At 62.8% G+C, this 25,235-nt stretch carries 28 protein-coding genes, 1 pseudogene and 1 riboswitch; of the genes and pseudogenes, 5 read left to right on the top strand and 24 right to left on the bottom strand.

The window, feature by feature from the left end; translation table 11 throughout:
- Positions 1-107 precede the first annotated feature (107 nt).
- Positions 108-2,147, top strand: a complete 2,040-nt coding sequence (locus K5Q02_RS14720) for a S9 family peptidase (protein ID WP_225831718.1) — start codon at positions 108-110, stop codon at positions 2,145-2,147.
- Between the two features lie 41 nt (positions 2,148-2,188).
- Here the strand turns inward: K5Q02_RS14720 and K5Q02_RS14715 are convergent, their stop codons facing one another.
- Positions 2,189-2,440 carry a hypothetical protein gene (locus tag K5Q02_RS14715; RefSeq protein ID WP_225831716.1) on the bottom strand — a complete coding sequence of 84 codons (252 nt, stop codon included), beginning with the start codon at positions 2,438-2,440 and terminating at the stop codon, positions 2,189-2,191.
- 129 nt (positions 2,441-2,569) lie between these two features.
- On the opposite strand from K5Q02_RS14715, the gene K5Q02_RS14710 reads away from it, so the two are divergent.
- Both K5Q02_RS14710 and K5Q02_RS14705 read left to right on the top strand, forming a co-directional pair.
- On the top strand, positions 2,570-2,938 hold the full coding sequence (locus K5Q02_RS14710; RefSeq protein ID WP_225831714.1) for a YajD family HNH nuclease: 369 nt from the start codon (positions 2,570-2,572) through the stop codon (positions 2,936-2,938).
- Between the two features lie 48 nt (positions 2,939-2,986).
- Complete coding sequence (locus K5Q02_RS14705; protein WP_225831712.1) at positions 2,987-3,454, top strand: RNA methyltransferase; 468 nt, start codon at positions 2,987-2,989, stop codon at positions 3,452-3,454.
- Positions 3,455-3,514: 60 nt separating this feature from the next.
- On the opposite strand, the gene K5Q02_RS14700 is transcribed toward K5Q02_RS14705, so the two are convergent.
- The 7 genes and pseudogenes from K5Q02_RS14700 to dapA all read right to left on the bottom strand — a co-directional run bounded on the left by K5Q02_RS14700 (position 3,515) and on the right by dapA (position 9,509).
- A complete protein-coding gene (locus K5Q02_RS14700) occupies positions 3,515-4,126 on the bottom strand; it encodes a heme utilization protein (protein ID WP_225831711.1) in 612 nt (203 codons plus the stop codon).
- Positions 4,127-4,351: 225 nt separating this feature from the next.
- On the bottom strand, positions 4,352-5,578 hold the full coding sequence (locus K5Q02_RS14695; RefSeq protein WP_225831709.1) for a hypothetical protein: 1,227 nt from the start codon (positions 5,576-5,578) through the stop codon (positions 4,352-4,354).
- Positions 5,579-5,701: 123 nt separating this feature from the next.
- Complete coding sequence (locus tag K5Q02_RS14690) at positions 5,702-6,151, bottom strand: YcgN family cysteine cluster protein (protein WP_225831707.1); 450 nt, start codon at positions 6,149-6,151, stop codon at positions 5,702-5,704.
- Between the two features lie 84 nt (positions 6,152-6,235).
- On the bottom strand, positions 6,236-7,162 hold the full coding sequence (locus K5Q02_RS14685) for a D-2-hydroxyacid dehydrogenase (RefSeq protein ID WP_225831705.1): 927 nt from the start codon (positions 7,160-7,162) through the stop codon (positions 6,236-6,238).
- 11 nt (positions 7,163-7,173) lie between these two features.
- Positions 7,174-7,467, bottom strand: coding sequence for a YcgL domain-containing protein (locus K5Q02_RS14680; RefSeq protein WP_225831703.1), 294 nt, complete (start codon positions 7,465-7,467; stop codon positions 7,174-7,176).
- A pseudogene (gene rnd, locus K5Q02_RS14675) lies at positions 7,464-8,598 on the bottom strand (ribonuclease D). Before rnd ends, K5Q02_RS14680 begins: the two are co-directional and overlap by 4 nt.
- Positions 8,599-8,654: 56 nt before the next feature.
- Complete coding sequence (dapA, locus tag K5Q02_RS14670) at positions 8,655-9,509, bottom strand: 4-hydroxy-tetrahydrodipicolinate synthase (protein WP_225831702.1); 855 nt, start codon at positions 9,507-9,509, stop codon at positions 8,655-8,657.
- 524 nt (positions 9,510-10,033) lie between these two features.
- Between dapA and K5Q02_RS14665 the strand changes: the two genes are divergently transcribed.
- Positions 10,034-10,513, top strand: a complete 480-nt coding sequence (locus K5Q02_RS14665) for a hypothetical protein (RefSeq protein ID WP_225831700.1) — start codon at positions 10,034-10,036, stop codon at positions 10,511-10,513.
- A 160-nt stretch (positions 10,514-10,673) separates the two neighbouring features.
- A complete protein-coding gene (locus K5Q02_RS14660; RefSeq protein WP_225831698.1) occupies positions 10,674-11,966 on the top strand; it encodes an OmpP1/FadL family transporter in 1,293 nt (430 codons plus the stop codon).
- A 105-nt stretch (positions 11,967-12,071) separates the two neighbouring features.
- Here the strand turns inward: K5Q02_RS14660 and K5Q02_RS14655 are convergent, their stop codons facing one another.
- From K5Q02_RS14655 to K5Q02_RS14585, 16 genes are all read right to left on the bottom strand, one after another.
- On the bottom strand, positions 12,072-12,626 hold the full coding sequence (locus K5Q02_RS14655) for a glutathione peroxidase (RefSeq protein WP_225831695.1): 555 nt from the start codon (positions 12,624-12,626) through the stop codon (positions 12,072-12,074).
- A gap of 28 nt (positions 12,627-12,654) precedes the next feature.
- On the bottom strand, positions 12,655-12,780 hold the full coding sequence (locus K5Q02_RS24345; protein WP_268945230.1) for a hypothetical protein: 126 nt from the start codon (positions 12,778-12,780) through the stop codon (positions 12,655-12,657).
- The gene (locus K5Q02_RS14650) at positions 12,777-13,979 is read right to left on the bottom strand and encodes an MFS transporter (RefSeq protein ID WP_225831694.1); all 1,203 of its coding nucleotides are present in this window, start codon (positions 13,977-13,979) and stop codon (positions 12,777-12,779) included. Before K5Q02_RS14650 ends, K5Q02_RS24345 begins: the two co-directional genes overlap by 4 nt.
- Before the next feature lie 63 nt (positions 13,980-14,042).
- Positions 14,043-14,447, bottom strand: a complete 405-nt coding sequence (locus K5Q02_RS14645) for a MarR family winged helix-turn-helix transcriptional regulator (protein WP_225839692.1) — start codon at positions 14,445-14,447, stop codon at positions 14,043-14,045.
- 148 nt (positions 14,448-14,595) lie between these two features.
- On the bottom strand, positions 14,596-15,327 hold the full coding sequence (locus tag K5Q02_RS14640; protein WP_225831692.1) for an adenosylcobinamide-GDP ribazoletransferase: 732 nt from the start codon (positions 15,325-15,327) through the stop codon (positions 14,596-14,598).
- A complete protein-coding gene (gene cobC / locus K5Q02_RS14635; RefSeq protein ID WP_225831691.1) occupies positions 15,324-15,890 on the bottom strand; it encodes an alpha-ribazole phosphatase family protein in 567 nt (188 codons plus the stop codon). Before cobC ends, K5Q02_RS14640 begins: the two co-directional genes overlap by 4 nt.
- Entirely contained in the window at positions 15,887-16,942 is a 1,056-nt protein-coding gene (cobT, locus tag K5Q02_RS14630; RefSeq protein WP_225831689.1) for a nicotinate-nucleotide--dimethylbenzimidazole phosphoribosyltransferase, read from the bottom strand. Before cobT ends, cobC begins: the two co-directional genes overlap by 4 nt.
- Positions 16,939-17,460, bottom strand: a complete 522-nt coding sequence (gene cobU / locus K5Q02_RS14625) for a bifunctional adenosylcobinamide kinase/adenosylcobinamide-phosphate guanylyltransferase (protein ID WP_225831687.1) — start codon at positions 17,458-17,460, stop codon at positions 16,939-16,941. The genes cobT and cobU overlap by 4 nt, the downstream gene beginning before the upstream one ends.
- Positions 17,461-18,942: a cobyric acid synthase gene (locus tag K5Q02_RS14620; RefSeq protein WP_442964006.1), complete on the bottom strand. Its 1,482-nt coding sequence runs from the start codon at positions 18,940-18,942 to the stop codon at positions 17,461-17,463.
- 26 nt (positions 18,943-18,968) lie between these two features.
- Positions 18,969-19,961: a threonine-phosphate decarboxylase CobD gene (gene cobD / locus K5Q02_RS14615; RefSeq protein WP_225831683.1), complete on the bottom strand. Its 993-nt coding sequence runs from the start codon at positions 19,959-19,961 to the stop codon at positions 18,969-18,971.
- A complete protein-coding gene (gene cbiB / locus K5Q02_RS14610; RefSeq protein WP_225831682.1) occupies positions 19,954-20,862 on the bottom strand; it encodes an adenosylcobinamide-phosphate synthase CbiB in 909 nt (302 codons plus the stop codon). The genes cobD and cbiB overlap by 8 nt, the downstream gene beginning before the upstream one ends.
- Positions 20,863-20,874: 12 nt before the next feature.
- Positions 20,875-21,540 carry a 5,6-dimethylbenzimidazole synthase gene (gene bluB / locus K5Q02_RS14605; protein ID WP_225831680.1) on the bottom strand — a complete coding sequence of 222 codons (666 nt, stop codon included), beginning with the start codon at positions 21,538-21,540 and terminating at the stop codon, positions 20,875-20,877.
- The gene (locus tag K5Q02_RS14600) at positions 21,537-22,862 is read right to left on the bottom strand and encodes a cobyrinate a,c-diamide synthase (protein WP_225839691.1); all 1,326 of its coding nucleotides are present in this window, start codon (positions 22,860-22,862) and stop codon (positions 21,537-21,539) included. The genes bluB and K5Q02_RS14600 overlap by 4 nt, the downstream gene beginning before the upstream one ends.
- On the bottom strand, positions 22,862-23,497 hold the full coding sequence (gene cobO / locus K5Q02_RS14595) for a cob(I)yrinic acid a,c-diamide adenosyltransferase (RefSeq protein ID WP_225831678.1): 636 nt from the start codon (positions 23,495-23,497) through the stop codon (positions 22,862-22,864). The genes K5Q02_RS14600 and cobO overlap by 1 nt, the downstream gene beginning before the upstream one ends.
- A 146-nt stretch (positions 23,498-23,643) precedes the next feature.
- A riboswitch (cobalamin riboswitch) is annotated at positions 23,644-23,875 on the bottom strand.
- Between the two features lie 34 nt (positions 23,876-23,909).
- A complete protein-coding gene (locus K5Q02_RS14590) occupies positions 23,910-24,437 on the bottom strand; it encodes a C40 family peptidase (protein ID WP_225831677.1) in 528 nt (175 codons plus the stop codon).
- A gap of 137 nt (positions 24,438-24,574) precedes the next feature.
- Entirely contained in the window at positions 24,575-25,207 is a 633-nt protein-coding gene (locus K5Q02_RS14585) for a C40 family peptidase (RefSeq protein ID WP_225831675.1), read from the bottom strand.
- Between the last annotated feature and the right edge of the window lie 28 nt (positions 25,208-25,235).

Here is a 25,235-nt window from a genome sequence, read left to right as displayed (position 1 = left end):
CTTATGATAACGGCTTTTCCCTGGTTCGGCGCCTTTAGGGTGCCTCTAAAAACGTAGGTAGTTTTTAGAAGTGCCCTTTGTCGTCGCCCTGCGTTCTGGAGACTTTTATGACCACCGCCCCCATCGCCCGCAAGGACACCGGCACCGATCCCTATCACTGGCTCGAAGCCCGGGACAGCGATGAGGTGCTGAGCCACCTGCGTGCCGAGAACGCCTACCTGGAAAGCCAGCTGAGCGATCAGGGTGCATTGCGCGAACGGTTGTTTCAGGAAATAAAGGCGCGTATCCGCGAGACCGACCTGTCATTGCCAACGCCCTGGGGCGACTACCTCTATTACCAGCGCACCACCGCTGGTGACGAATACCCGCGCCACTACCGCTGCCCTCGTCCCGCTGACGGCAGCCTGCAGCTAGACGAAGCTGGCGAACAGCTGCTTCTCGACCCCAACGAAATCGCCGCAGGCGGATTTCTGTCCCTGGGCGCCTTCAGCATCAGCCCTGACCAACAGCGCCTGGCCTATAGCCTGGACACCAGTGGCGACGAGATCTATCGCCTGTTCGTCAAGGAACTGGCCAGCGGCACCATCGACGAGCTGCCGTTCGACGACTGCGACGGCAGCGTGACCTGGGCCAATGACAGCCAGACGCTGTTCTACGGCGAACTGGACGATGCCCACCGCCCCAGCACGCTGCATCGCTATCGACTTGGCGAAACGCAGAGCAGCCAGGTGTTCCACGAGCCCGATGGCCGTTTCTTCCTCACCTGCTACCGCAGTAGCTCGGAACGCCAACTGGTACTGCTGCTCGGCAGCAAGACCACCAGTGAATGCTGGGTGCTCGACGCGGACACCCCGCAGCAGGACTTCCAATGCCTGGCACCGCGCGAGGAAGGTCACGAGTACTACCCTGACCACGGCAAGCTCGACGGCCAGTGGGCCTGGCTGATTCGCAGCAACCAGACCGGCATCAACTTCGCGCTGTACAGCGCAACACCTGAGCGACCAACGCGCGCGTACTGGCAGGAACTGGTAGCACACAATGAACAGGTGATGCTCGAAGGCGTCAGCCTGGCCGAGTCGGCGCTGGTGCTCAGCCTGCGTGAAGGCGGCCTGCCGATCATCGACGTGCGCCCGCAAGGCCTGGCCGGTTATAGGGTTAGCCTGCCGGATGCCGCCTACAGCCTGTACGTGCAAGACAGCCTGGAATTCGCCAGCCCGGTGATCCGCCTGCGTTACGAGGCACTCAATCGGCCCGCACAGATTCGCCAGTTGAGCTTGGCCGATGGCACTCAGCAGATTCTCAAGGAAACCCCGGTACTCGGCGAGTTCGATGCCGATGTCTATCTCAGCCAACGGCTGTGGGCGACCGCGCAAGATGGCACTCAGGTGCCGATCAGTCTGGTCGCCCGCCGAGATGCGCTAGGCCAGGCCGCTCCGCTCTATCTGTATGGTTACGGCGCCTACGGCGAAAGCCTCGACCCGTGGTTTTCCCACGCGCGCCTGAGCCTGCTCGATCGCGGCGTGGTGTTCGCCATCGCTCACGTGCGCGGTGGCGGCGAGCTGGGAGAAGCCTGGTACCGCGCCGGCAAGCTGGAGCACAAGCAGAACAGCTTCGGCGACTTCATCGCCTGCGCCGAGCACCTGATCGCCCAGGGCTTCACCAGCCCGTCGCAGCTGGCCATCAGCGGCGGTAGCGCCGGCGGCCTGCTGATCGGCGCGACGCTCAACCAGCGGCCTGAGTTGTTCGCAGCGGCTATCGCCGAAGTGCCTTTCGTCGATGTGCTCAACACCATGCTCAACCCGGAGCTGCCGTTGACCGTCACCGAGTACGACGAATGGGGCGACCCCAACCAGCCGGAGGTGCACGAACGCATCAAGGCTTACGCTCCTTACGAGAACGTACGTACGCAGCGTTATCCGGCGATCCTCGCGGTGGCCGGCTACAACGACAGCCGCGTGCAGTACTGGGAAGCAGCCAAGTGGGTGGCACGCCTGCGCGAACTGAAGACCGATGACAACCTGCTGCTGCTCAAGACCGACCTGGAAGCCGGCCACGGCGGCATGAGCGGCCGCTACCAGGCGCTACGGGATGTCGCACTGGAATATGCCTTTCTGTTCAAGGTACTCGGCCTACGTAACGAGGCCTGATGCATGGCTGGCTGCCGTGGTCGGCAGCCAGCGTTGCGCACTCAGTGTTTCTGGTGCTGGTCTTGCTGCTCATGTTGACGCTCCGCGGCGTCATCAGCCGCCTCGGTCGACTCGTCGTTGTCACGGCCGTCGCGGATCACTGGCGGGGTGTCGGGATCAACGGCAGAGGGATCGGGCACGTCGGGGCTCTGCACGGTATCCGCGGGCTGCACGGCAGACGGCTGTTCCTGCTGGGCATGGGCGATGCCGGCGAATGACAGCAGACCGATCAGCATCATGATGGATTTGCGCATGTTGGGTACTCCAATGTTCGGTGGGACGAACTGCATTGGGCATTGCCAGATGCTGGAAAGTGCAAACAGATTCCTCTGGGCAGTCACTGACGCTGCCTTATACTGAGAGCCAGCCACCAAGGAGCGAACATGAGCAGCCCGTCCACGCCAACGTCCAAACTCGACCGCATCCTCGCCGATGCCCAACGCAGCCGCGAAGAAGGCTACCGGGACAAGGCCCTGCGCATGTACCCGCACGTTTGTGGCCGTTGCGCCCGTGAATTTTCCGGCAAGCGCCTCAGTGAACTGACCGTTCACCACCGTGACCACAACCACGACAACAACCCCCAGGACGGCTCCAACTGGGAGCTGCTGTGCCTGTTCTGCCACGACAACGAACACTCTCGGTATACCGACCAGCAGTATTTCAGCGAAGGCTCCACCGCCAGCCAGAACGGGCCGAAAACCACCCACAAGGCGTTTGCCAATCTCGCCGATCTGCTGCAGAAAAAGTCCTAGCCGCCAAACAGGCCGTATAATGTCGCTCCTTTTGCGCGAGGCCTGTCCGTGGGCAACAAACGATACAGCTGCATTGGTCTCTACAACCCCAAGTCACCGGAGAATGTCGGCGCCGTGATGCGTGCCGCTGGCTGCTATGGCGTGGCCTCGGTGTTCTATACCGGCAAGCGCTACGAGCGCGCCCGGGACTTCGTCACCGATACCAAGCGTGTGCACCTGGACATTCCCCTGATCGGCATCGATGACCTGCAGAAAGTCATCCCCCTGGGTTGCACCCCGGTTGCCGTGGAACTGGTGGACGGTGCCAGGCCACTGCCGAGCTACACCCACCCGGATCGCGCCTTCTATATCTTCGGCCCGGAAGATGGCTCGCTGGACAAGGAAGTACGCGACTGGTGCGAAGAGGTGGTCTACATCCCCACCGAGGGCTGCATGAACCTGGCGGCCACCGTCAACGTAGTGCTCTATGACCGCCTGGCCAAAGGCAACAACACCAAGACCGGCGCCAAGTACTGAGCCAAACTGCAGACAAAATAAAGCCCGGAGCAACCCGGGCTTTGTGTTGAGGCTGACTGATCAGGAAGGTTGGACTTTGCCACCAGTGCGGCTGTAGCCATCTTCGGCAACCAGTTTGCCACCGATGTGCTCGAAGGCCTGGGCAGCTTTGCCACCAGTGCGCTCGTAACCGTCTTCAGCGACCAGTTTGCCACCGACACGCTCGAAACCGTTTTCGGCAATCTTGCCACCAGTACGCTCGTGGCCGTCTTCAGCAACCAGCTTGCCACCGACACGTTCGAAACCGCTTTCAGCGATCTTGCCGCCAGTACGCTCGTGGCCATCTTCAGCAACCAGTTTGCCGCCTACACGCTCGAAGCCGCTTTCAGCGATCTTGCCGCCAGTACGCTCGTAGCCGTATTCAGCGACCAGCTTGCCACCGACACGTTCGAAACCGCTTTCAGCGATCTTGCCACCGGTACGCTCGTAGCCATCTTCAGCAACCAGTTTGCCGCCTACACGCTCGAAGCCGCTTTCAGCAATCTTGCCGCCGGTACGTTTGTAACCATCTTCAGCGACTTTTTGTGCACCAACCGAGTGCGAAGTAGTGGCATCGACAGGGGCTTGCGGCAGTGCGAAAGCGGCGCTGGCAAGGGTGGCAATGAACAGGCTGGCGATAAATTCAGTTTTCATGTTGAGCTCCTTGGGAGGAAGTAAATGGGTATGGAGCTCATGTTACTCAAGAAAATTTGATCAAAAACTCGATCCTGGGAATAGTAAAGATCGACTTCATTGATAGCTTGCTGAACGCCAGCAATGGCGGGGCCTGGATGCGAAAACGCCCAACCTGGCGCCTGCACCGGATTGGGCGTTAGTGACTCGAAAGAGGGCTTTCGAGGGAGATGCCGCTACAGCCGATCAGCGCAGCAGTCGGGTATCCAGCACCTTGGAACTGCGACCCATGACGTTCTCGGTGATCTCGATGAAGTCCTTGGTGCTGGCCTTGTCGAGACGCATCAGGCCGCGAGCCACGTCGTCCAGCGAGCGCTGCTGACCATCCTTGGTGGCCTGGCGAATTTCCCGGTCGAGCTCCTGCAGGAGTAGAACCGCACGCGCGGTGATCGGCCCGGTGGAATTTTCCGTGCGCAGAGATTTGACCGGCTTGCTCCACTTGATCAGATGCTCGCGCACCTTCTGGTAGCGATCCTCGCTGAGTCCGCCAGCGCGGCGCATCACTTCGATGGCGTAATACTCGGCCACCCCTTCGCTGATCCAGTCACTATTGTCGGTATCACTGATGCGGCTGAACACGTGTACCAGCTCGTGCACCAGCGAGCTGGTGCCGTTCTCGCTGACCAGCGGGCGATCCGCGTGCATGAAATAGGAATTGGGGGCCGACAACCCGCCACGCCACATCGGGTCACCAGCACCGACCACCAGCAGTTTGGCTGGATCACGCGGGAACACCGCCTGCATCTCGGGCCATACGAAGGTCAGCAAGGTGAGGGCATCCATGCGCCGCATGCCCTCACCCACCGGCGCGGCGATGGTCACCTGGGTTTCACCAAGTTTGGCACGCCGCGTGCCAATCTTGCCGGCGACGATCCAGCCGGTGGGGCGATCGAACTTGCGCTGAGGGTTGTCGATACGGAATTTGTTCTTACCCACTCGCGGCCAGCCGGTCTCGACGCTACGCCAGCCTTTGGGCAGGTCGAACTCGAGTCGCGCGACCAGATTCGTGCCGTCGACCTGGTTGAGTACCGCGCTGGGGATCAGGTCATCACCGCGTAGCAGGGCCCAATCTTCGGTCATCCGCGCGTCGAAGCGATCTTCGCCACGGGGATGACTGATACGCACCTTGTACGTCAGGCTCGCTTTGCCCTTGCTCGGCACCCACAGGCCACGCTGCTCGCCCTCCTGCTTCCACTCGCCGTCGGCTTTGAAGTCGCTGTAATAGCCATCGTCACCCAGATTGAAATTGAGGCTGCGAACGCGCTCGCCCTTCTCCAGGCTGATGCTGACTTCGGCCTGATCGCTTTGCGGAAGGAATTTCACCTTGTAGTCCAGATCGACCTTTTCGGCCGCCCACAAGGGTGTGCCGGTACTCAACAGAACAGCGGACAGCAGCAGGCAGCGAATCGACATACAGGCAACTCCAGAACAGACGAATCGGAACGTTCCATGGGATCAGGCACAACAATAGCCGGTGCAATCGCGTCATGAGACACCAGCCCGCTTAAGCGAGCCTTAACAGCACATCACAGACACTCAGCCGGCGCGAAAGATCAGATGTTCTTCCCAATCATCCTCGGCCACGCTGCTTTCACTGAGCATGCGCCCCGCCTGGGAGATCCGCTCGCGGTGCACTGCATCCGGGTCACCGCTGACCAGGTGATGCCAGAGCGGCAGATCCTTGCCCTCGCTGACCAGCCGATAACCACACGTGGGCGGTAACCACTGGAACTGATCTGCCTGGGCTGGCGTGAGCTGAATGCAATCCGGCACGAAGGTCTTGCGGTTCGGGTAATCGCTACAGTGGCAGGTATCCAGATCGAGCAGTTTGCAGGCGATGCGCGTGTAATAGACCGCCCCATCGTCCTCGTCTTCGAGCTTCTGCAAGCAGCATAGGCCACAGCCGTCGCACAGCGATTCCCACTCCTGAACGTCGAGTTGCTCGAGGGTCTTGTGTTTCCAGAATGGGGGTACGAGCGCGGCCATGATCAGAACTGGAGGTAGCTGGCGAAAAGGCCGGCAGTCTAGGTCTGCCGACCGCACAGTACAAGCCGCGCGCGACGACGCGGCTCAATAGCCTCGGGAGAAATCCACCTGGCCTTGCAGCGCGCCGCCGTCTTGGTAACGCTGCAGGTTGCTGACGAACAGCTCGACCACCAGATGCGGCAAGCTGGGCGCAGCACTGTGGCCGGTGAGCAGCAGGTTGTCGGCAGTCCAGAACGGGTGCCCGGCAGGCAGCGGTTCTTCGCGGCAGACATCGATCACCGCGGCGGCCAATTGGCCCTTGGCCAGCGCCGCGACCAAATCCTCGTCGACCACCGATGTACCGCGTCCCGCGTTGATCAATACGGCTGACGGCTTGAAGCGTGCCAACAGCGCAGCATCATAGATGTCATGGGTGGCCGGCGTGTTGGGCAGCAGGTTGATCACGTAATCGGCCTGGGCGACCAGGCGCGGCAGGTCTTCGAGGGCAGCCACTTCGTTGAATGGCGCCAGCGTTCGCGCACTGCTGGCAACACCGGTCAGCTCGACGTTGAATGGCTGCAGGAAGCGCGCTACTGCCACGCCAATTTCGCCGGTACCGACGATCAACACCTTGCGTCCGGCCAGGCTGCTGGGCAGCCGGCCATCCCAGCGCTGCTCGCGCTGCGCCTGCAGACGGGTGAAGAGTTCGCGCTCGTGGGCGAGCATGTGGCACAGCACGTACTCGGCCATGATCTGCCCGAAAACCCCGACCGCACGCGTCAATCGATAATCGCGTGGCAGGTCGTCAGCCAGCAACGGCGCGATGCCCGCCCAGGTCGACTGCACCCAACCCGGCTTGTGACCGGCGCGCATAAGTTCGGCGAACAAATGGGGCTCGCCCAGCCAGACTTCACAGCCGCCCGCCTGCTGCGCCAGATCGTGCTCACCGGCAACCAGCTCGATTTGTGGCAAGGCTGTTTGCAGCAAATCGCGATATACGGCGTGATCATTTTCGGCAATCAGTACACGCATGGCGGCCTACCTCAGACAGGGTCGTTGCGACGTAACAGCTCTTCCGGCAGATGCTCGATGTAATCCTCTTCCGGTGGCGGCATCTGCAGGTGGTAACCCTGGCTATCAAGGTTCTCCAGCACCTTGTGGATGTCTTCGCGTGCCAGAGCGCGCTCCGGCGTCAACACCATGTCGAAAGAATGAATCGGCGAGCCGAAGGCGCTCAGCAGGTTTTCAGGCACCTGTTTCAGGGCATCGGCACGCAGCACATAGAGGTACATACCATCCTTGCGCGGGCTCTTGTAGATAGAGCAGATACGTTTCAAGCAGATTCTCCTTGTGCGGCGAGGCAGTCGAGCAGCGCCTCGCCCATCAACTCACGGCGCCAGCCACGCAGGCTGTCGGGCAGGCGGTAAGGGACCATTCGGATATCCACTTTTGAGCAGCGCTTCCAGAATTTTCTTGCGCAACATCAGCTCAGGGGCGATATCCAGGCGCTCGCCTTCACGCTGGCCAATGGCACGTAGCTTCTTGAGCAGCGCCGTGGACTCCAGCGGCAAGGGCTCGGGCATGGCTGGCGGCCACTCGCTCTGTGGCAGCGCGGCGGCATCACGGATCATCTGCAGTATGGTTTCGCCGTCCTGGCGGACGGTTTTCGGATGCATGTCTTCGATGCGCGCCAGGCTGACCAGATCACCCGGCTGCTGGCGAGCCAGCGGCCACAGCGAGTGTTCACGCAGGATGCGGTTGCGCGGCTGGTTGCGTGCCCGTGCCTGCTGCTCGCGCCAGATGCACAGTACGCGCAGCACGGCCAGTTGAGCACGTGACAGCTTCCAAGCCAGCTTGGCCTCCCGATAGGCCTCTTCGGCAGGCGTCTCGCGACCGAGGGCGGCGACCAGTTCGGCACCATCCTCGAGTATCCAGGCATTCTTCTCGGCCGAGAGCCTTTCCTGCAGACGCCGATAGAGCTCGGCCAGATGCACCACGTCTTCTGCGGCATAGCTGACCTGGGTGTCGGAAAGCGGGCGTTGCAGCCAGTCCGAGCGGGTCTCGCCCTTGGGCAGCTCTATATCCAGCACAGCCTGCACAAGACGCGAATAACCCATGGAGAAACCAAGATTGAGATAACCGGCGGCCAACTGCGAATCGAACAGTGGCACTGGCAGGCTACCGGTCAGGCGCAGTAGTACTTCCAGATCTTCGCTACAGGCGTGCACCACCTTGATCACCTGAGAATCTTCGAGCAGCGCGGCGAACGGCGACCAGTCGTCGATCAGTAGCGGGTCGATCAGATAGGCCTGCTTACCCTCGCTTACCTGTAGGAGGCCGGCGATGGGGTAAAAGGTGTCGACGCGCATGAACTCGGTGTCCAGCGCCAGAAATGGCTGTTTGCGCCAGGCAGAGCAGTGCTCCGCCAGGCTGGCGTTGTCTCGAATCCAGAGAATTTCGATGGTCACGCGGCTCTCCCGTAAAGATTGCCGCGCAGTATATCCCGTGAGCCTCTGCCGTGGGCTCACAGTAGTTCGACCCGCATGCGTTCACGTAACTCGTCGGAACAACGCAGCATGGGCTCGCGCAACTCATCGACGATCAACCCCTGCATGGCCAACAGGCTTTTCACCGGCGCCGGGTTGGGTTCGACGAAGGCCAGGCGGATCAGTGGTAACAAGTCGCGGAACAACGCGCGCCCGGCTTGCAGATCGCCCCGCTGCAGATGTGCCACCACCTGCACGAAATCGGCGGTACGGATATGCGCTGCCGCAGAGATGGCACCGCTGCCACCAAGACACAGCGTGGCAAATATCTGCTCGTCTTCGCCGGTAAGTACGTCGAGCGCGCCATCCTGAATCAGCATCTGGGTCTTGCGCGAGTCGCCGCCGCAATCCTTGATGGCGACTATCCGTGGGTGCCTGGCGAGCTGACGAATCGTCTCCAGTTCCATGCTGACGGCGCTGCGATAGGGAATATCGTAAACAATGACCGGCAACTGCGAAGCATCAGCGATGGCCCCGAAGAATGTCAGCAACCCCTGCTGCGACGGCCTGATGTAATAGGGCGCAGGCACCAGGATACCGGCCAGCGAGCGGTTCTGAATGCGCTGCAGGCGAGCCAGCACCGCCGCCTGATTATTGCCACTGAGCCCCATCACGACACGGCTGGCGGGGATCACTTCGAGCACCGTGTCGAGCACCGCCAACTGCTCCTGCTCATCCAGCGCTGCCGCTTCGCCACTGGTGCCGCAAACCACCAGCCCTGCCGCACCTGCGCCCAGCAAATGCGCAGCCAGCGAGCGCAAGGCCGGCAAATCCACCTGCCCGTCGCGAAATGGCGTAACCAGAGCGACCCAGATTCCAGAAAATGTAGACATGCGTGCAACTCCTCGATGTAGACCGTCTGGTCACCGTCGATGGAGTGCGGGAAGGGAGTGTGACGAAGGGATACTTCGACCTCGCGCCTCTGTCCTGTCAGCCCATCTGACGGGACAGCGCGCCCCGGTCAAATGAGCGACTGTTTCTTCGACTTACCAGCTTCCAGGCAAACACCCTGCAACGCAGCGGCGAGGCTACGGGCAGAAGGTATGGGCTGGGAGATGATGAACATGGAATGCTCAGGCAAGACAACGATGCATCGATACTGCCGAAAGCAGCGCAATGGTGTCAATACGGCTCGCTACAGTTCCAATTAGGCATATGCAGCCTGGTGTAAATCCTCTATTGATTTAAAAACAGATCTTTACAGGATGAATATCCCACTAAGCTTTAACTTGAGCGGCTAAACCACCGCTCCCGATGGGATTTACAGATTGATGGGCCGCTTCGCAAACGCCACCGCCTGCTCACGACGATGTTGCCAGCGCCCTCCTCCACCGGTCACCTCTGCGTAGAGGCTCGTATGGGAATCGCCGCCTGTGATCTGAACCAGCAGGTTATCCGCCCCACCCTGCTGTATCTGGACAAACAATCGACCGCCGCCGAAGCGCTGTTGCTAGGCATCGCCGCCTGCCAGTCGTCTCTGGGCGAATCACTGGACAACCATAGCGGTTACGGCCTGTATCGAATCTCGGAATCCCGTCATCGGCATCTCTGGGATGACCACCTGGCCGGCGACCCCGAGCTGGCCAGTCGAGTAAGAGGCCTAGCCAGCCAGCATGCCTTTCTCGGCGCGCCCCACCTCGAACTGACGGTCAATCTGCGCTATGCCACCGCGATAGCCTGGCTGCTCATCGACAACCACTACAAGGTGCTGCCTGTCGCCGACGATCTCGCCGCACAGGCGTTGATCTGGCAGCAGGTCTTCGCGCCCTATCGCAAGCCGGACGAATTCATTTCGGCCTGGCAACGATGTGTTCTCGGACGAGCGGTTGCTGCCTGAAAAACTGACTATCGAGTCAGGGGTGCCAATCGGCGCGAGGCTCTATATCCTGCCCGAACGGACAGTTTCACCTCGACGGATCGTGTTTAACCCTGAACTTTCCAAGTTGACGTTGAGTCAGCAAAGCGAGAGTTCCCCCGACCCTGCCAAGGAGCACCCCGTGAGTACAAGAATCCTAAGAACCGGTCTGGCAATCGCCATCGCATCCACCTCCAGCTATAGCTTGGCCAGCGGCTTTGCGCTCAACGAGCAGAGCGTCGCAGGCATGGGCATGTCGTTCGCTGGCCGCTCGTCGTCAGCGGAGGATGCCAGCACGGTGTTCGGCAACCCGGCTGGCATGGCGCGAATCAAGCGCGAACAGGTCAATTTCGGTGTGGCTGCCATCCATGCCAAGAGCAGAATCAGCAGCAATGGCAGTACTACAGCTCTGAGCGGTGCTCCCAACGGCGGTAGCAACGATGGTGACATGGTGCCGACCACTGGCGTGCCGATGGGTTACTACGTCAAACCACTGGACGACAAAGTCGCCTTCGGTATTGGCGTCTACGCGCCCTTCGGCCTGGCGACCGAGTACGAGAGTGGCTTCCAGGGCCGCTACTTCGCAGACAAGAGCTATGTGCGAGTCATCACGGTACAGCCTACGCTGAGCTACCGCTTCAATGACCAACTGTCGGTCGGCTTCGGCCCCACCTTCAACCACATCGAAGGCGAACTTACTTCGTCGCTGACCAACCCGGCCGGCCCGCCCGGCAGCAATGACGGCAAGGTCAAGATCAAGGGCGATGATGTAGCCGTGGGCTTCAACGTCGGCGTACTCTACGAGTTCACTCCGCAAACACGTGTAGGCCTGGCCTACCATTCGCGGGTCAAGTACGAGCTGGAAGGCGACACCCGCGTATCGGGCCCTGGCACGGTGATCGGCACTGCAGCTGGCAAGTATGACGCCTCGCTCGACGTGACCACTCCAGAATCCGTAGACCTCTCCATCACGCACGAACTCAACGATGCCTGGACACTTTATGCAGGTAGCACCTGGACACGCTGGAGCCGTTTCAAGGAAATCCGCGTCGAAAATGAAGGCGTGACCGGCCCACTGGCCCCTGGTTTGAGCACCATCGTAGAAGAACAAGACTGGCACGACACCTGGGCTCATGCGGTCGGCGTGTCTTACAAGCTGAATCCGCAATGGGTACTGCGTACAGGTGTGGCCATCGACCAGACACCCACCAACAACGAACATCGCTCGCCACGCATCCCATCGGGTGACCGGACGATCTTCAGCGTTGGTGCCGGCTGGAGCCCAAGCGACGACATGACCATCGACCTCGCCTACACCTACCTCAAGGAGGAAGAAGTCGATATCAATCGCAGCAGTGCCTCTCGAGGTACCTACAACGCCACCTACAAGAACAGTGCCCATGGCCTGGGGGCATCCCTGACCTACCGTTTCTAAGCCGATCTCGAGCACGCACGTCCATCAGGGTGGCGTGCTCAACAGACGGCAATCGGAAACAAAAAAATCGCGGCTCATGCCGCGATTTTTCATTGCTTCCTCAACTCAAGGCTGTGAAGCGATTGCCTTCTCCACGGCGGCGATCAGCTCGGGATCATCGGGCTTGGTCATGCTGGAAAACCGCGCGATCACCTGGCCCTTGCGGTCGACCACGTACTTGAAGAAATTCCAGCGCGGCGCTGCCGTCTGCCGGGTCAGCTCCTTGAACAGCGGGATGGCCTTGTCGCCGGTGACGGGCTGGGTTTCGCTCATGGTGAAGGTCACGCCGTAATTCACGTAACAGACCTTGGCGGTCTCTTCGGCGTCATCCGACTCCTGCTTGAACGAATCGGACGGTACCCCAAGGATTTCCAGGCCCTGACCGCGATAGCGCTGATTGAGCGCTTCCAGCCCTTCGAACTGCGAGGTGAAGCCGCAGAAGCTGGCGGTATTGACCACCACCAGCGGCTTGCCGGCGAACTGTTCGCACAGGTCGATCTTGTCCTTGGAGCGCAATTTGGGCAGCTCCCCCTGCAAAAGCGCCGGGCACTCAGCGGCCTGCACGGCGGAGACAGTGAACGCCAGCAAAACCAGCGGCAGAGCAAACAGTCGCACGCGCATCAGGTCGTTTCCTTATGGTTTGATCCGTTCAGCAGAGGCTCATCCCCAACTGCATTATCGCCAGCCCGCCCTGTTGCCAGCCCCAGAAGATCACCGCCAGCAGCGACAGACCTGCGGCGCCGATAGCCAAAGCGATCAAGGGTCTGAGGATCATGCATGGGCTCCTTGCAGGCGGGCGACGGGCTGTTCGCGAACTGGCCAGTTGAGCGCTGCGGCCAGAACGCTGAGCAGGATGGAAATCTGCCATACCAGATCATAGCTGCCCGTGTGGTCATAGAGGTAGCCGCCCAGCCAGCCCCCAAGGAAAGAACCCAGTTGGTGGAACAGGAAGACGATGCCGCCGAGCATCGACAGGTTGCGTACCCCGAACATGGTTGCCACCGTGCCATTGGTCAGCGGCACGGTGGACAGCCACAGCAGGCCCATGACGATACCGAATGCGTAGGCCGTCCATACGCTCAACGGCACCGTGATGAACAGTGTGATCACCACGCCACGTGCCAGATACAGCGCACTGAGCAGCCGTGGCTTGGAGCGCCGCCCGCCCAGCCAGCCGGCGATGTAAGTGCCGAACACGTTGAACAGCCCGACCAGCGCCAGCACGGTAGTGCCGACGATGGCCGGCAGGTGCTGATCGACCAGATAGGCCGGCAGGTGGACGCCGATGAACACCACCTGAAACCCGCATACGAAAAAGCCCAGCGCCAGCAGCCAGAACCCGGAATGGCTGCAGGCTTCGCGCAGCGCCTCGCCAAGCGTTTGCTGAGGGCCCAGTGACACCTGCGGGCGATCCTTGACCATGGCCGCCAGCGGAGCAATCAGCGCCACCATGATACCCAGCACGATCAGCGCGGCCGACCAGCCCAGCCAGCCGAGCAGCCCGAGCGTGCCTGGCAGCATGGCGAACTGGCCGAAAGAGCCCGCCGCTGCGGCGATACCCATGGCCATGCTGCGTTTCTCGACCGGCACCGCACGGCCGACCACGCCGAGAATCACCGAGAACGATGTGCCCGACAGGCCAATGCCGATCAGCAAACCGGCACTCAGCGACAGCGATAGCGGCGAGTCCGACAGGCCCATAAAAATCAGCCCCGTCGCGTACAACAGGCCGCCGACGATGATCGCCCTCTGCGCGCCGAAGCGATCCGCCAGGGCACCGGTAAATGGCTGTGCGATGCCCCAGATCAGGTTCTGCAAGGCAATGGCGAAGGCGAAGACACCGCGCCCCCAGCCAAAATCGTCGCTCATCGGCGACAGGAACAAGCCGAACCCGTGGCGAGTGCCAAGGGACAGGGCGAGGATCAGAGAAGCTCCCAGCATCAGCCAGAAACTCGTGCGCCATACCGAACTCATTGCATGTCCTTCTGTTATCAGGTCGAAACGCACAGTGGGAAAGGCGACTCACGCCCACTCCCGTCAATCCAGGCTGGCGAGCAATTCGCCCAGCGCTTCCATGTGTTGCGGCTGCAATCGCTGCTGCAGTTGCGCCTGCACCGTCTGCCAAGCGCCCAATGCTTCGGCGAGAAGCTGTTCACCAGACGGGCTCAGCACGACCAAACGGTTGCGCTGATCGGCACCGCCTTGCAGCGTTACCAAGCCCCGCCCTTCGAGCACACGAAGGTTGCGGCCCAGGGTGCTGCGCTCCAGGCCCATGGCATCGGCCAGGTCAGTGATGCTCGGCTGACCGAGGCGCTGCAGGTGCCTGAGCAGAGAATACTGGGCGACGTTGATCCCCACCTCGCTCAGGGCGTCGTCGTAGAGTTTGCTGACGCCACGGCTGGCACGGCGCAAACGAGTACAGAGACATTCGGTCGGTAACATGGGATGCATGTATATACCCGCTTCTGACCGCAGACAACCCCAACGTGAAATTTGCAGTGCTTTTCCGGCTGGAGAACGGGCCGTATGCAGCGCATACCTGGAGAAATCCGGGTATCGCTTCGCTCGACCCAGGCTACGGGGCAGTTGGTTAGCTAGCGACTTGTAGGGCCATCGTCAGCAGCACGCCGCACTCGAGCACTTCCAGCAAGGCCCCGGCGGTGTCGCCTGTGGTGCCGCCTATGCGCTGCTGCATCATGCGCCGCATGCAGAAAAAAATTGCCGCCGCCGCCAACATCACCCAGATACCACCGAACAGCAGGCAGGCCAGCGACGTCACCGCCAGCACGGCGATGGCGGTCGACCTCGGCAGATAATTTGCCAGCGCCTCGCCGAGTCCGCCCGCACGGACATAGGGCGTCCACAGAAACAGGGCCAGCAGCGCGCCACGCCCGAGCACAGGAACCAGCAGGAGCACGAGGTGATCACCCCGTTCGAGGAGGGTCAGCAAGGCAACGAACTTGAGCAGCAACAGCAACACCAACACCACCACGGCGATCGGCCCACTGCGCGGATCTTTCATGATCGTCAGGGTGCGCTCACGATCCCCGAAACCGCCCATCCAGGCATCCGCGCTGTCCGCCAGGCCATCCAGATGCAATGCACCGGTCAGCGCGACCCACAGGCTCAGCAGCAGCGCCGCCTGCAGTGGCACGGGCGCAGCGTCGAGCAGGTGCGCGGCGCCGAGCAGCAGCAGGCCGATCACCACACCAACCAGCGGATAGCAAAGCAGCGAGCGCCCCGTCTGCTCAGGCGTGGGGACGCCGGCCAGGCGTACCGGAAGGCGAGTGAGAAACTGCAGCGCGATCCAGAAAGGTGTCATGGAATTTCCCGCAAGCCCTGACCATCGATCTGCAGGTGTACTCGCTGACCGTGGGCCACGCTGACCTGCAGCAATTGTTCACGGGGCAACCCACGCGCCCGCGCCAGCAACAGACGCATCACCCCGCCATGGGTGACCACCAGCAACTGCTGCCCCTGATAAGCGTCTTGCAGACGCCGCAACGCATCCAGCACCCGCGCCTCGAAGGCGAGCAGCGGCTCGCCGCCGGGTGGCGTGAAGGCGTAGGGATCGGCCCAGAAGCGACCCAGGTCATCGGCGTCGGTTTCCATCAACTGGGCGGCGCTACGTCCTTCCCAATCGCCGAAATGCAGCTCCTGCAAACCCGCCTCGAACTGCAACGGCAGATCGCGGGCGGCGGCCAGTTCCTCGGCAAAGCGTGCGCAGCGCTGCAGCGGCGAGCTGATCAGCGCATCCCAGTGTTCATCGGCCCGTACCGCAGCCCGCAACTGCGCCCAGCCGACGTCGGTCAGTGCGTCGTCCAGGCTGCCGCGCAAGCCGCCGCCCTGTTCGGTTTCGCCATGGCGCAAGAGATGCAGGATCACGGCGCGCGATCCGCCACCGCCGCCTCGGCGAAAGTGGCCATTTCATTATGCAGCGCGCAGGCCAGGCGCAGCATCGGCACCACCAGTGCAGCCCCACTGCCCTCACCCAAGCGCAGACCCAGGCTGACTATCGGCGTGGCCTGCAATGCGGCGAGCAGGCGCTGATGGCCCGGCTCGGCGCTCTGATGGGAAAACAGCAGCCAGTCGCGGCACGCCGGGTTCAGGCGCACAGCCAGCAAGGCGGCGACGCTACAGATGAAGCCGTCGACCAGCGCCACCACGCCCTGCTGGGCGCACGCCAGATAGGCGCCGGTAAGCGCAGCAATCTCGAAACCGCCCAGGCGACGCAGGGCTTCCATCGGCTCGCTGGCGGCTGCACGGTGCAGCGCCAGGGCCGTCTCGATCACCTGCGCCTTGTGGGCCACGCCGGCAGCGGCGAGCCCGGTACCCGGCCCCACCAGCTCGGCCACCGGGCAATCCAGCAACAGGCAGGCCAGCGCCGTGGCCGCGGTGGTATTGCCTATGCCCATCTCGCCGCCGATGAACAGCTCGCGGCCATCCTCTGCAGCGCGGACGACGCTGTCGCGCCCGGCCTGCAGGGCGATCAGCGTCTGGGCGGGCGTCATCGCCGCTTCACGCATCAGATTGGCGGTGCCGGCACCAACTTGCAGATGGCGCACGCCTGGCAGCGGCTCGAGGGGCAGCGCGGTACCCAGGTCGGTCACTTCCAGCGACGCGCCCAATTGCCGGGCCAGCACGCTGATCGCTGCGCCACCACCGACGAAGTTGCGCAGCATCTGGCCCGTGACCGCCTGTGGGTAGGCCGAGACACCTTCAGCCACCACGCCGTGATCGCCGGCGAAAATGGCGATCCACACCTTGTCGATACCCGGGCACTCACGGCCCTGCAGCCCGGCCAGGCGAATCGCCAGGCGCTCCAGTTCGCCGAGCGAACCGGCCGGCTTGGTCAACTGCCCCTGCCGCGCCTCGGCTTTGTCGCGCGCAACCTGATCGATAGGCTGAGTGGGGTTGAGCCACCAGTCGAGGTTCATAACGGATCTCCCTTGAGAATCATCGGCAGGCCAGCGACCGTGAACACCACGCGCTGGCAGCGTTCGGCGATGGCTTGGTGCAGCAGGCCGGCTTCATCGACATAGCGACGGGTCAACTCGCCCATCGGCACCACGCCGAGCCCGGTTTCATTGCTGACCAGAATCAACCGCCCCGGCAGGTTCGCCAGGCAGGCCAACAGCGCGTCGCGCTCGCGCACCAGGCGTGCGTCATCTTCCAGCAGCAACAGGTTGGTCAGCCACAGGGTCAGGCAATCGACCAGCAGGCAGCGCTGTGCAGATGCCTGCTCGCCAAGTATCCGGGCCAGCTCCAGCGGCTCTTCGACTAGCCCCCAGTGCGCCGGGCGGCGATCACGATGCGATCGGATGCGGCTGCTCATCTCGCCATCGAGCGCTTGGCTGGTGGCGATGTAAATCACCTCGAGGCCCGACTCGTGGGCCAGGCGCTCGGCCAGCCGGCTCTTGCCGGAACGGGCGCCGCCGAGAATCAATTCCTGCATCTATTCGGTCTCCGTAGAGGCCGCCAGGCCGCACAGCGAAAGCAGCGCCGAGCGATCCAGGTGCGCGTCGACCAGATCGGCCAGACGCTCGATATCGCGCTCGCGCAGGGCGTGGTAATCCACCACCTGCACATCCCCCAGACCAGCCCAGCGCAGCAGCGCCGAGCAGGCCGCCGACGACTCGAACAGGCCATGCAGATAAGTGCCCATGACTTGGCCATCGGCACTCAGAGCACCGTCTGCGCGACCGTCATCAAGCTGAACGACGGCACGCTGCAGATCGGCTCCCGAGGTCACGCCAGCATGAATCTCGTAACCGCTTATGGACGCATCCTCGAGACACAGACGCCCCCGCACATTACGCAGTTGCTTGTGAGGCTCCAGCACCGTGTCGATCTGCAAAAGTCCCAGGCCCTCGCTAGCGCCGGCGGGCCCCTCGAGGCCGTCGGGATCCTCGACACGGCGCCCGAGCATCTGCAGCCCGCCGCAGATGCCAAGCAGCTTCCCGCCATAACGCAGATGCCGGTCGATGGCCTCGGCCCAGCCCTGGCTACGCAGGAAGGCCAGGTCGGCGCGTACGCTCTTGGAGCCGGGCAGAATGATCAGGTCGGCGGGCGGGATCGCTTCGCCAGGGCCGACGAAGGTCAGTTCGACCTGAGGGTGCAGCCGCAGCGGGTCGAAATCGGTGTGATTGCTGATGCGTGGCAGCACCGGAACCACCACCCTGAGCACCTGCTCGGCCTTGCTCACTTGGCGACGGTCGATGGCGTCTTCGGCCTCCAAATGGAAATCCATCAGGTAAGGCAGTACGCCGAGTACCGGCTTGCCGGTGCGCTGCTCGAGCCAGTCCAGGCCGGGTTGCAGCAAGGCGATATCGCCGCGAAAGCGATTGATCACGAAGCCCTTGAGACGCGCCTGCTCACTGGGTGATAACAATTCCAGGGTACCAACCAGATGGGCGAAAACGCCGCCCTTGTCGATATCGGCGATCAGAATCACCGGGCAGTCGACCGCCTCGGCAAAGCCCATGTTGGCGATGTCGTTGGCCCGTAGATTGATCTCCGCAGGCGAACCGGCCCCCTCCACCATCACCACCTGATGCGTCGCCTGCAGGCGCTGATGGGAGGCCAGCACCGCCTGGCGGGCGACTTGTTTGTAATCGTGGTAGGCCACGGCATTCATGTTGCCGACGGCCTGGCCGTGGATGATCACCTGAGCGCCGGTGTCGCTGTTGGGTTTGAGCAGCACCGGGTTCATGTCGGTATGGGGCGCCAGACCGCAGGCCTGGGCTTGCACCGCCTGGGCGCGGCCGATCTCGCCGCCGTCGGCGGTTACCGCACTGTTGAGTGCCATGTTCTGCGGCTTGAACGGCACCACGCTGACGCCCTGGCGGCGCAGCCAGCGGCACAGCGCGGTAACCAGGGTGCTCTTGCCGGCATCCGACGTGGTGCCTTGCACCATTAAAGTAGCGCCCTGCTGCATAAGAGCGGCGCCTGATTCAGAACGGATCATCTCGACTCCTCGGCGAATACACTCAGTGCGCGGGCCAGACGCTGCCAGCCCTCTTCATCCGGCGGCAGGCCGAAACGGATGCTGGCTGGCCGCTCGAACAGCCGGGTGAGAATGCCATTGCAGGCCAGAAACTCGTGCAGCACGCCGGCCCGCTCGCAGGCGATCCATTGGAACAGCGCGCAGCCGCCAGTGGCTGGCAGGCCATGCTCGCGCAGCAGGTCGGCCAGGCGCTGACCGTCACTGGCCAAGCGCTGCCGCTGCGCCTGCTGGCCAGCGTGATCTTCGAGCAGGTGGGTACCCAGCCAGCGTGTCGGCCCGCTGAGAGTCCAGGGGCCAAGCATCTCTTCCAGCTCACCCAGCAGTTTGGCGTCAGCCAACACGAAACCCAGCCGGGCACCTGCCATGCCGAAGAACTTGCCGAACGAACGCAGCACGATCAGCCCAGGCAGGTGACTGTGGGCCGCTAGGCTCTGCTCCGGGGTACAGTCGATGAAGGCTTCGTCGACGATCAGCCAACCGCCTCGCTCGGCTAGGCGCGCATGCCAGGCGAACAGTTGCTGCGGTGAAAATCGCCGACCGGTAGGGTTGTTGGGGTTGACCAGCAAGAGCACGTCGAGCCGCTCCAGCGCCCGGTTGACGCTCGCCTCGCAGAGCTCCAGCACCCGGTGTCCTTCGCGCTGCCAGGCCGCCGCATGCTCGGCATAGGCCGGCGAGACGATGCCAACGCGCGCTTCACGCCGCAGTCGCGGCAGGCACTGGATGGCCGCCTGAGAGCCAGCAACGGGTAGCAGCCGATCGACGCCGTAGTAGGCGCAGGCAGCAGCTTCCAATCCGTCATCCAGTTCGGGCAAACGCACCCAGGCCTGCTCCGGAATCGCTGGCAGTGCTAATCCGTAAGGCGCCACGCCAGTCGAGACGTCCAGCCAGTCGCTCAGGGGAATACCGTACTGAAGGGCCGCTCGCCGCAAACGTCCGCCATGCTCAAGCAATGCACACCCCCACGATCAGCATCAGCAGCAGCCATAAAAGCACGCCACCCCAAACCAGATTCATCGCCCGTTCGATATCCCGCGCTTGGGGCTGCGGCCCTTCGCCAAGCTCGGGTCGCTGGTGCAGCTCGCCATGATAGACAGCCGCACCGCCGAGGCTCACGCCCAACGCGCCAGCGCCAGCGGCCATCACCGGCCCGGCGTTGGGGCTGTCCCACTGTGGCGCCTGGCGCTGCCAGCACCGCATTGCCGCGGTGGTGCGCCCGAGCAACGCGTAGGTCAACGCGACCAGACGCGCCGGCACGTAGTTGAGTAGGTCATCGATCTTCGCAGCAGCCCAGCCGAAGCGCTCGAAGCGTTCGTTGCGGTAGCCCCACATGGCATCCAGGGTATTGCTCAGGCGATACAGCACCACACCGGGGGCGCCAGCGACAAGAAACCAGAACAGCGCGGCGAACACCGCGTCACTACCGTTTTCCAACACCGACTCGGTGCCTGCACGGGCTACGCCGGTGGCGTCCAGGTCATCGGTGCGACGGCTGACCATATAGCCGACGCGCTGGCGGGCCAAGGGCAGATCGCCAAAGCGCAGCGCCTGAGCCACCGGCTGCGCGTGCTGGTCGAGGCTACGCAGACCAAGCGCCGCATACAGGGCGATGATCTGTACCAGCCAACCGACCCAGGGCAACTGCACCAGCAGCACGGTCAGCAGAGTGAGCGGTAATACCGCCAGGCACCAGGCGCTCACACCATGGCTGCGCCACCCACCACCGGACGGGTTGAAGCGTTGCTCCAGACGATTGGCCAGTTTGCCGAAGCCCACCAGCGGGTGCCAGCGCCTCGGCTCACCGAGCGCGGCATCCAGCGCCACACCAGCGGCCGCACTGAGGATCAGGCTCATAAAGGTGCTGCGCTATTCATGTGACTCCCGGTCTTGTGATGCCCAGCGATCCTCAAACAGCAATTCATTCAACGGCCGCACCTCGGCCCAGCCCTCCTGGGCCAGCATTGGTACCGGGTAGAACGCCTGCACCGGGCCCAGACACAGCACCGCCACCGGCTTGCTGCCGGCTGGCATGCCCAGCAGCTCGGCCAGTGCGAGAGGATCGAACAGCGACACCCAGCCCATGCCCAGCCCCTCGGCCCTGGCGGCGAGCCAGAGATTCTGAATGGCGCAGGACAACGACGCCATATCCATTTCCGGCAAGGTACGGCGACCGAATACATGGGATTCACGGCCGTCCATCAACGCCGCGACCAGCACCTCGGCGCACTCACGAACGCCCTCGACCTTGAGGCGCATGAACGCGTCGGAGCGTTCGCCCAACGCCTCGGCGGTCAGTCGGCGCTCGGCCTCGACCAGTTGATAGATATCTTCACGCAGCGCCGGTCGGGTAATACGGATGAAGCGCCAGGGCTGCATCAGGCCGACGCTGGGCGCCTGGTGCGCAGCCTCTAGCAGCTTCGCGAGCAGCTCGGGCGCCACCTCGCCACCACTGAAATGACGCATGTCGCGGCGCTCGGCTATCACACGGTAGACCGCGGCCCGTTCATCAGCGCTGAAGGCGTGGTCGCTCATGGTCGAAACAATGCCGCTGCGGCCGCAGGATTGGATGGCATATAGAAGTGGATATAGGACGCGGTAAGCCGGCCGAGACGGAACACCGCCTCACTGACCGGTTTGTCATTGGGGCACTCGCCGCGAGCCAGCGGCTCCAAATCGGATTCGAGCCGCGAATGATGATAGCTGTGACCCCGCAACAGCCCCTCGGGCAGCTTCACCGCCTGCAGCGCGAGGGCGACCAGGCGCTTCTGCATCTGTGCATGGCCAGGCACCAGCCCGGCCAGCTCGGCTCGCTCGCCAGCCACGTCGCTCAGCGAGTCGAGCAGGTAAAGCATGCCACCGCACTCGGCGAGGATAGGCTTGCCGGCTTGCTGATGAGCGGTGATGGCCTCGATCATCGAACGGTTCGCGGCCAGCGCCTGCAGATTCAGCTCGGGATAACCACCGGGCAGATAAAGGCTGTCCACCTCGGGCAGGTGTTCATCGGCAAGCGGACTGAAGAACGTCAGGGTCACGCCCATCCGCTCCAGCAGATCGAGGTTGGCCTGATAGGTGAACGCGAAGGATGCATCGCGGGCTACGCCGATGCGTACGCCCTCCAGCAGCGGCAACGGCGCTGCAATCGGCGGGGCGGCGAAGGTCACAGGTGGCGGCAGGGTTACCGTCGCGGTCTGAGCCAGCGCATCGGCAGCGGTATCCAGGCGCACATCGAGGTCGGCGAGCTCGGCGGCCTGCACCAGGCCCAGGTGGCGGCTCGGCAATTCAATGGCGGCGCTGCGCGGCAGCGAGCCGTACCAGCGGATCGAAGCCGGCAGGCTATCGCGGATCAGATCGTTGTGACGCCCGGGATTGACGCGGTTGCCAAGCACGCCGGAGAACGGCAGATCCGGCTGATAGCTGGCCAGGCCGACGGCCAGTGCGCCGAAGGTCTGGGCCATGGCGGAGCCATCGATCACGCCCAACACCGGAACGCCGAAGCGGCGCGCCAGGTCGGCGGCAGATGGCGAGCCGTCGAACAGGCCCATCACGCCTTCGATGAGAATCAGATCCGCCTCGCCAGCGGCCTCCCACAACAAGCGACGGCTCTCGTCCTCGCCGACCATCCACAAGTCCAGCTGATAGACCGGGTTGCCACTGGCGCGGGACAAGATCATCGGATCGAGGAAGTCGGGCCCGCATTTGAACACCCGCACCCGCTTGCCCTGCCGGGTGTGCAGACGCGCCAGGGCTGCAGTGACAGTGGTCTTGCCCTGCCCCGAGGCCGGCGCAGCGATCAACAATGCCGGACAGTGACGCGGCGCGCGCTCACCCGCATCAGATGCAGACGCTGTAACGATCAAAACTCAACGCCTTTCTGTGCTTTAACGCCGGACTTGAAGGCATGCTTGACGAGCGTCATCTCGGTGACGGTATCCGCGGCCTCGAGCAGCGCTGGCGGCGCGCCACGGCCGGTCGCCACGACGTGCTGCAGCTCGGGGCGCGACTCGATGTCGCGAAGCACCACGTCCACGTCCAGGTAACCGTGCTTGAGGGCGATGTTCAGCTCGTCCAGTACTACCAGGGCGATCTGCGGGTCGTTCAGCAATTGCCGGGCGACCTCCCAGGCCTGCAGGGCCTTCTCGATATCGCGCTGCCGATTCTGGGTATCCCAGGTGTAGCCCTCGCCCATCACGTGATAGCTGACTTCATCGGGAAAGCGACGGAAAAAGTGCTCCTCGCCGGTGGCCATGCCGCCCTTGATGAACTGCACCACACCGACCTTGAGACCATGCCCCAGCGCGCGGGCGACCATGCCGAAGGCCGAGCTGCTCTTGCCCTTGCCATTGCCGCTGTGCACCAGCAACAGGCCGTACTCGTCCTGAGCCTGGGCGATTTTCTCGTCCATCAGGGCTTTCTTGCGCGCCATGCGGGCGTTGTGCCGCGCGTCACGCTCTGCTGATTCTCGGCTTGGGGATGGGGTCGATTCGCTCATGGGATCTCCTCAGCGCAGTGCCAATCGGCGCACGCAGGTGAAACGCTCGGGCAGGAAAGCGGGTTCATGCCGGACGATAAAGGAATCACACAGGAGTAGGCAGGAGCTGACCGGGTCGGTCGTGCACCGGCCGCGCCCACCGCGCAACTCTGGAAAAGCGACAGGCCGGTCTCCGGGCTTGCGAGCGCCACGCCTATTTAGACGCGGCCACCAGCGCGGCCATCCGGTATCGACGATACGGTGGCGAAAAGCGTGGCTTGGCTCGTTTACCGTTGCGGGGGCAGCGTCGGCATTGCCTGCTTGCTGGAGCAGCGGCGCACCGACTTCCCAGTTTCACCCTCGGCCGAAACCGAGGACACCTGAAGCAAGCGGCGAAGGGTAAGGATTGGCCGCCTCAGCGTCAATCGAAGACTCAGGGATGACTAGCCAACTCGACCGGAAAAACCCGCTTCGCTTCGATATAGGTACGCTGCCAGTAGCTGTTGGCGAGGCTGTCCAGGCGCACGGTGCCGCCCGAGGACGGTGCATGCACGAAGCGCCCCTCACCGACGTAGATGCCAGCGTGGCTGACCTGGCGGCCGCCACTGGTGGCAAAGAACACCAGATCACCACTGCGCAGGGCATCACGGCCTACGGTCGGCGCGCGCATGCTGATCAGTTCGCGCGTCGACCGCGGCAACTGGATGCCCGCCGCATCACGGTAGACGTAACCAATCAGGCCGCTGCAATCGAAGCCGCTGGCTGGGGTATTGCCGCCGTAGCGGTAAGGCGTGCCGACAAGGCCCAATGCACGAAACAGTACATCGTCAGCGCCCCCCTGATAATTACCAGGTACAGGTGCTACGACAACGGGTTGCGGAGCAGGTACGGGCGCACGACTGGAGCATGCACTGAGCAGTGCTGTGAGCAGCAAGAGGGCGATGCGGATGGTGGCAGTCATGGACGGACGATCCCGGAGCCTGAGTGCGCCCTACTCTGCTCCGTTCACATCTGCAGTGCAAGCTTTAGCTTTATGCTGCAGTCGCTTGAAAACTATCAAGATGTTGCCCGATCAATGCAAGCCGGACAAATCACCCATCAGTGCTGAGTCGCGAGGTGCTCGGTCGGCGCCATCGCCAGAACGCGCTTGGCCTCGATGAAGGTGCGCTTCCAGTAGCGATCATCCATGCTATCGATCCGCACGCCACCGCTGCGGCTGCTGGAGGAATGGATGAACTGATCATCGCCGAGGTAGATACCGGCATGACTGACGCGCCCACGGCCAGCAGTGCTGAAGAACACCAGATCACCCGGCTGCAGCGCTTTGCGCTCGACCAGCGGGGCATCGATATTGATCATTTCGCGCGTCGAGCGTGGCAGTTGCATGCCAAGTTCTTCACGGAACAGATAGCCGATGAAGCCGCTGCAGTCGAAACCGGTTTTCACAGAGCTGCCACCGAAACGGTAGCGGGTGCCGATCAAGGAGATACCTTTTTCGAGAACGCTGTCTGCAAGCTGTGGCAGCTCGTACGGCGCGTGGCCGGCAAAATCAGCGGCTGCATCGTCTTCAACGACATCGATCTGATCCAGAACAGGCGCTGCAACTACCGGCCTGGCAGGCAAAGAAGCCTGAGCGGGAGCATCGATCTGGGATTGTGGAGCATGGTTAGCGCAGGCGGCGAGAACCATTGTCAGTGCGAGAGGCACGAGGGGTGCGAAGCGTTGGCGCATGGGCACGACCGTGGCGTGAAAAATGAAC

This window comes from Pseudomonas sp. MM211 (assembly GCF_020386635.1).
Classification (GTDB): domain Bacteria; phylum Pseudomonadota; class Gammaproteobacteria; order Pseudomonadales; family Pseudomonadaceae; genus Aquipseudomonas.
This window is presented reverse-complemented; position numbering and strand designations above follow the sequence as displayed.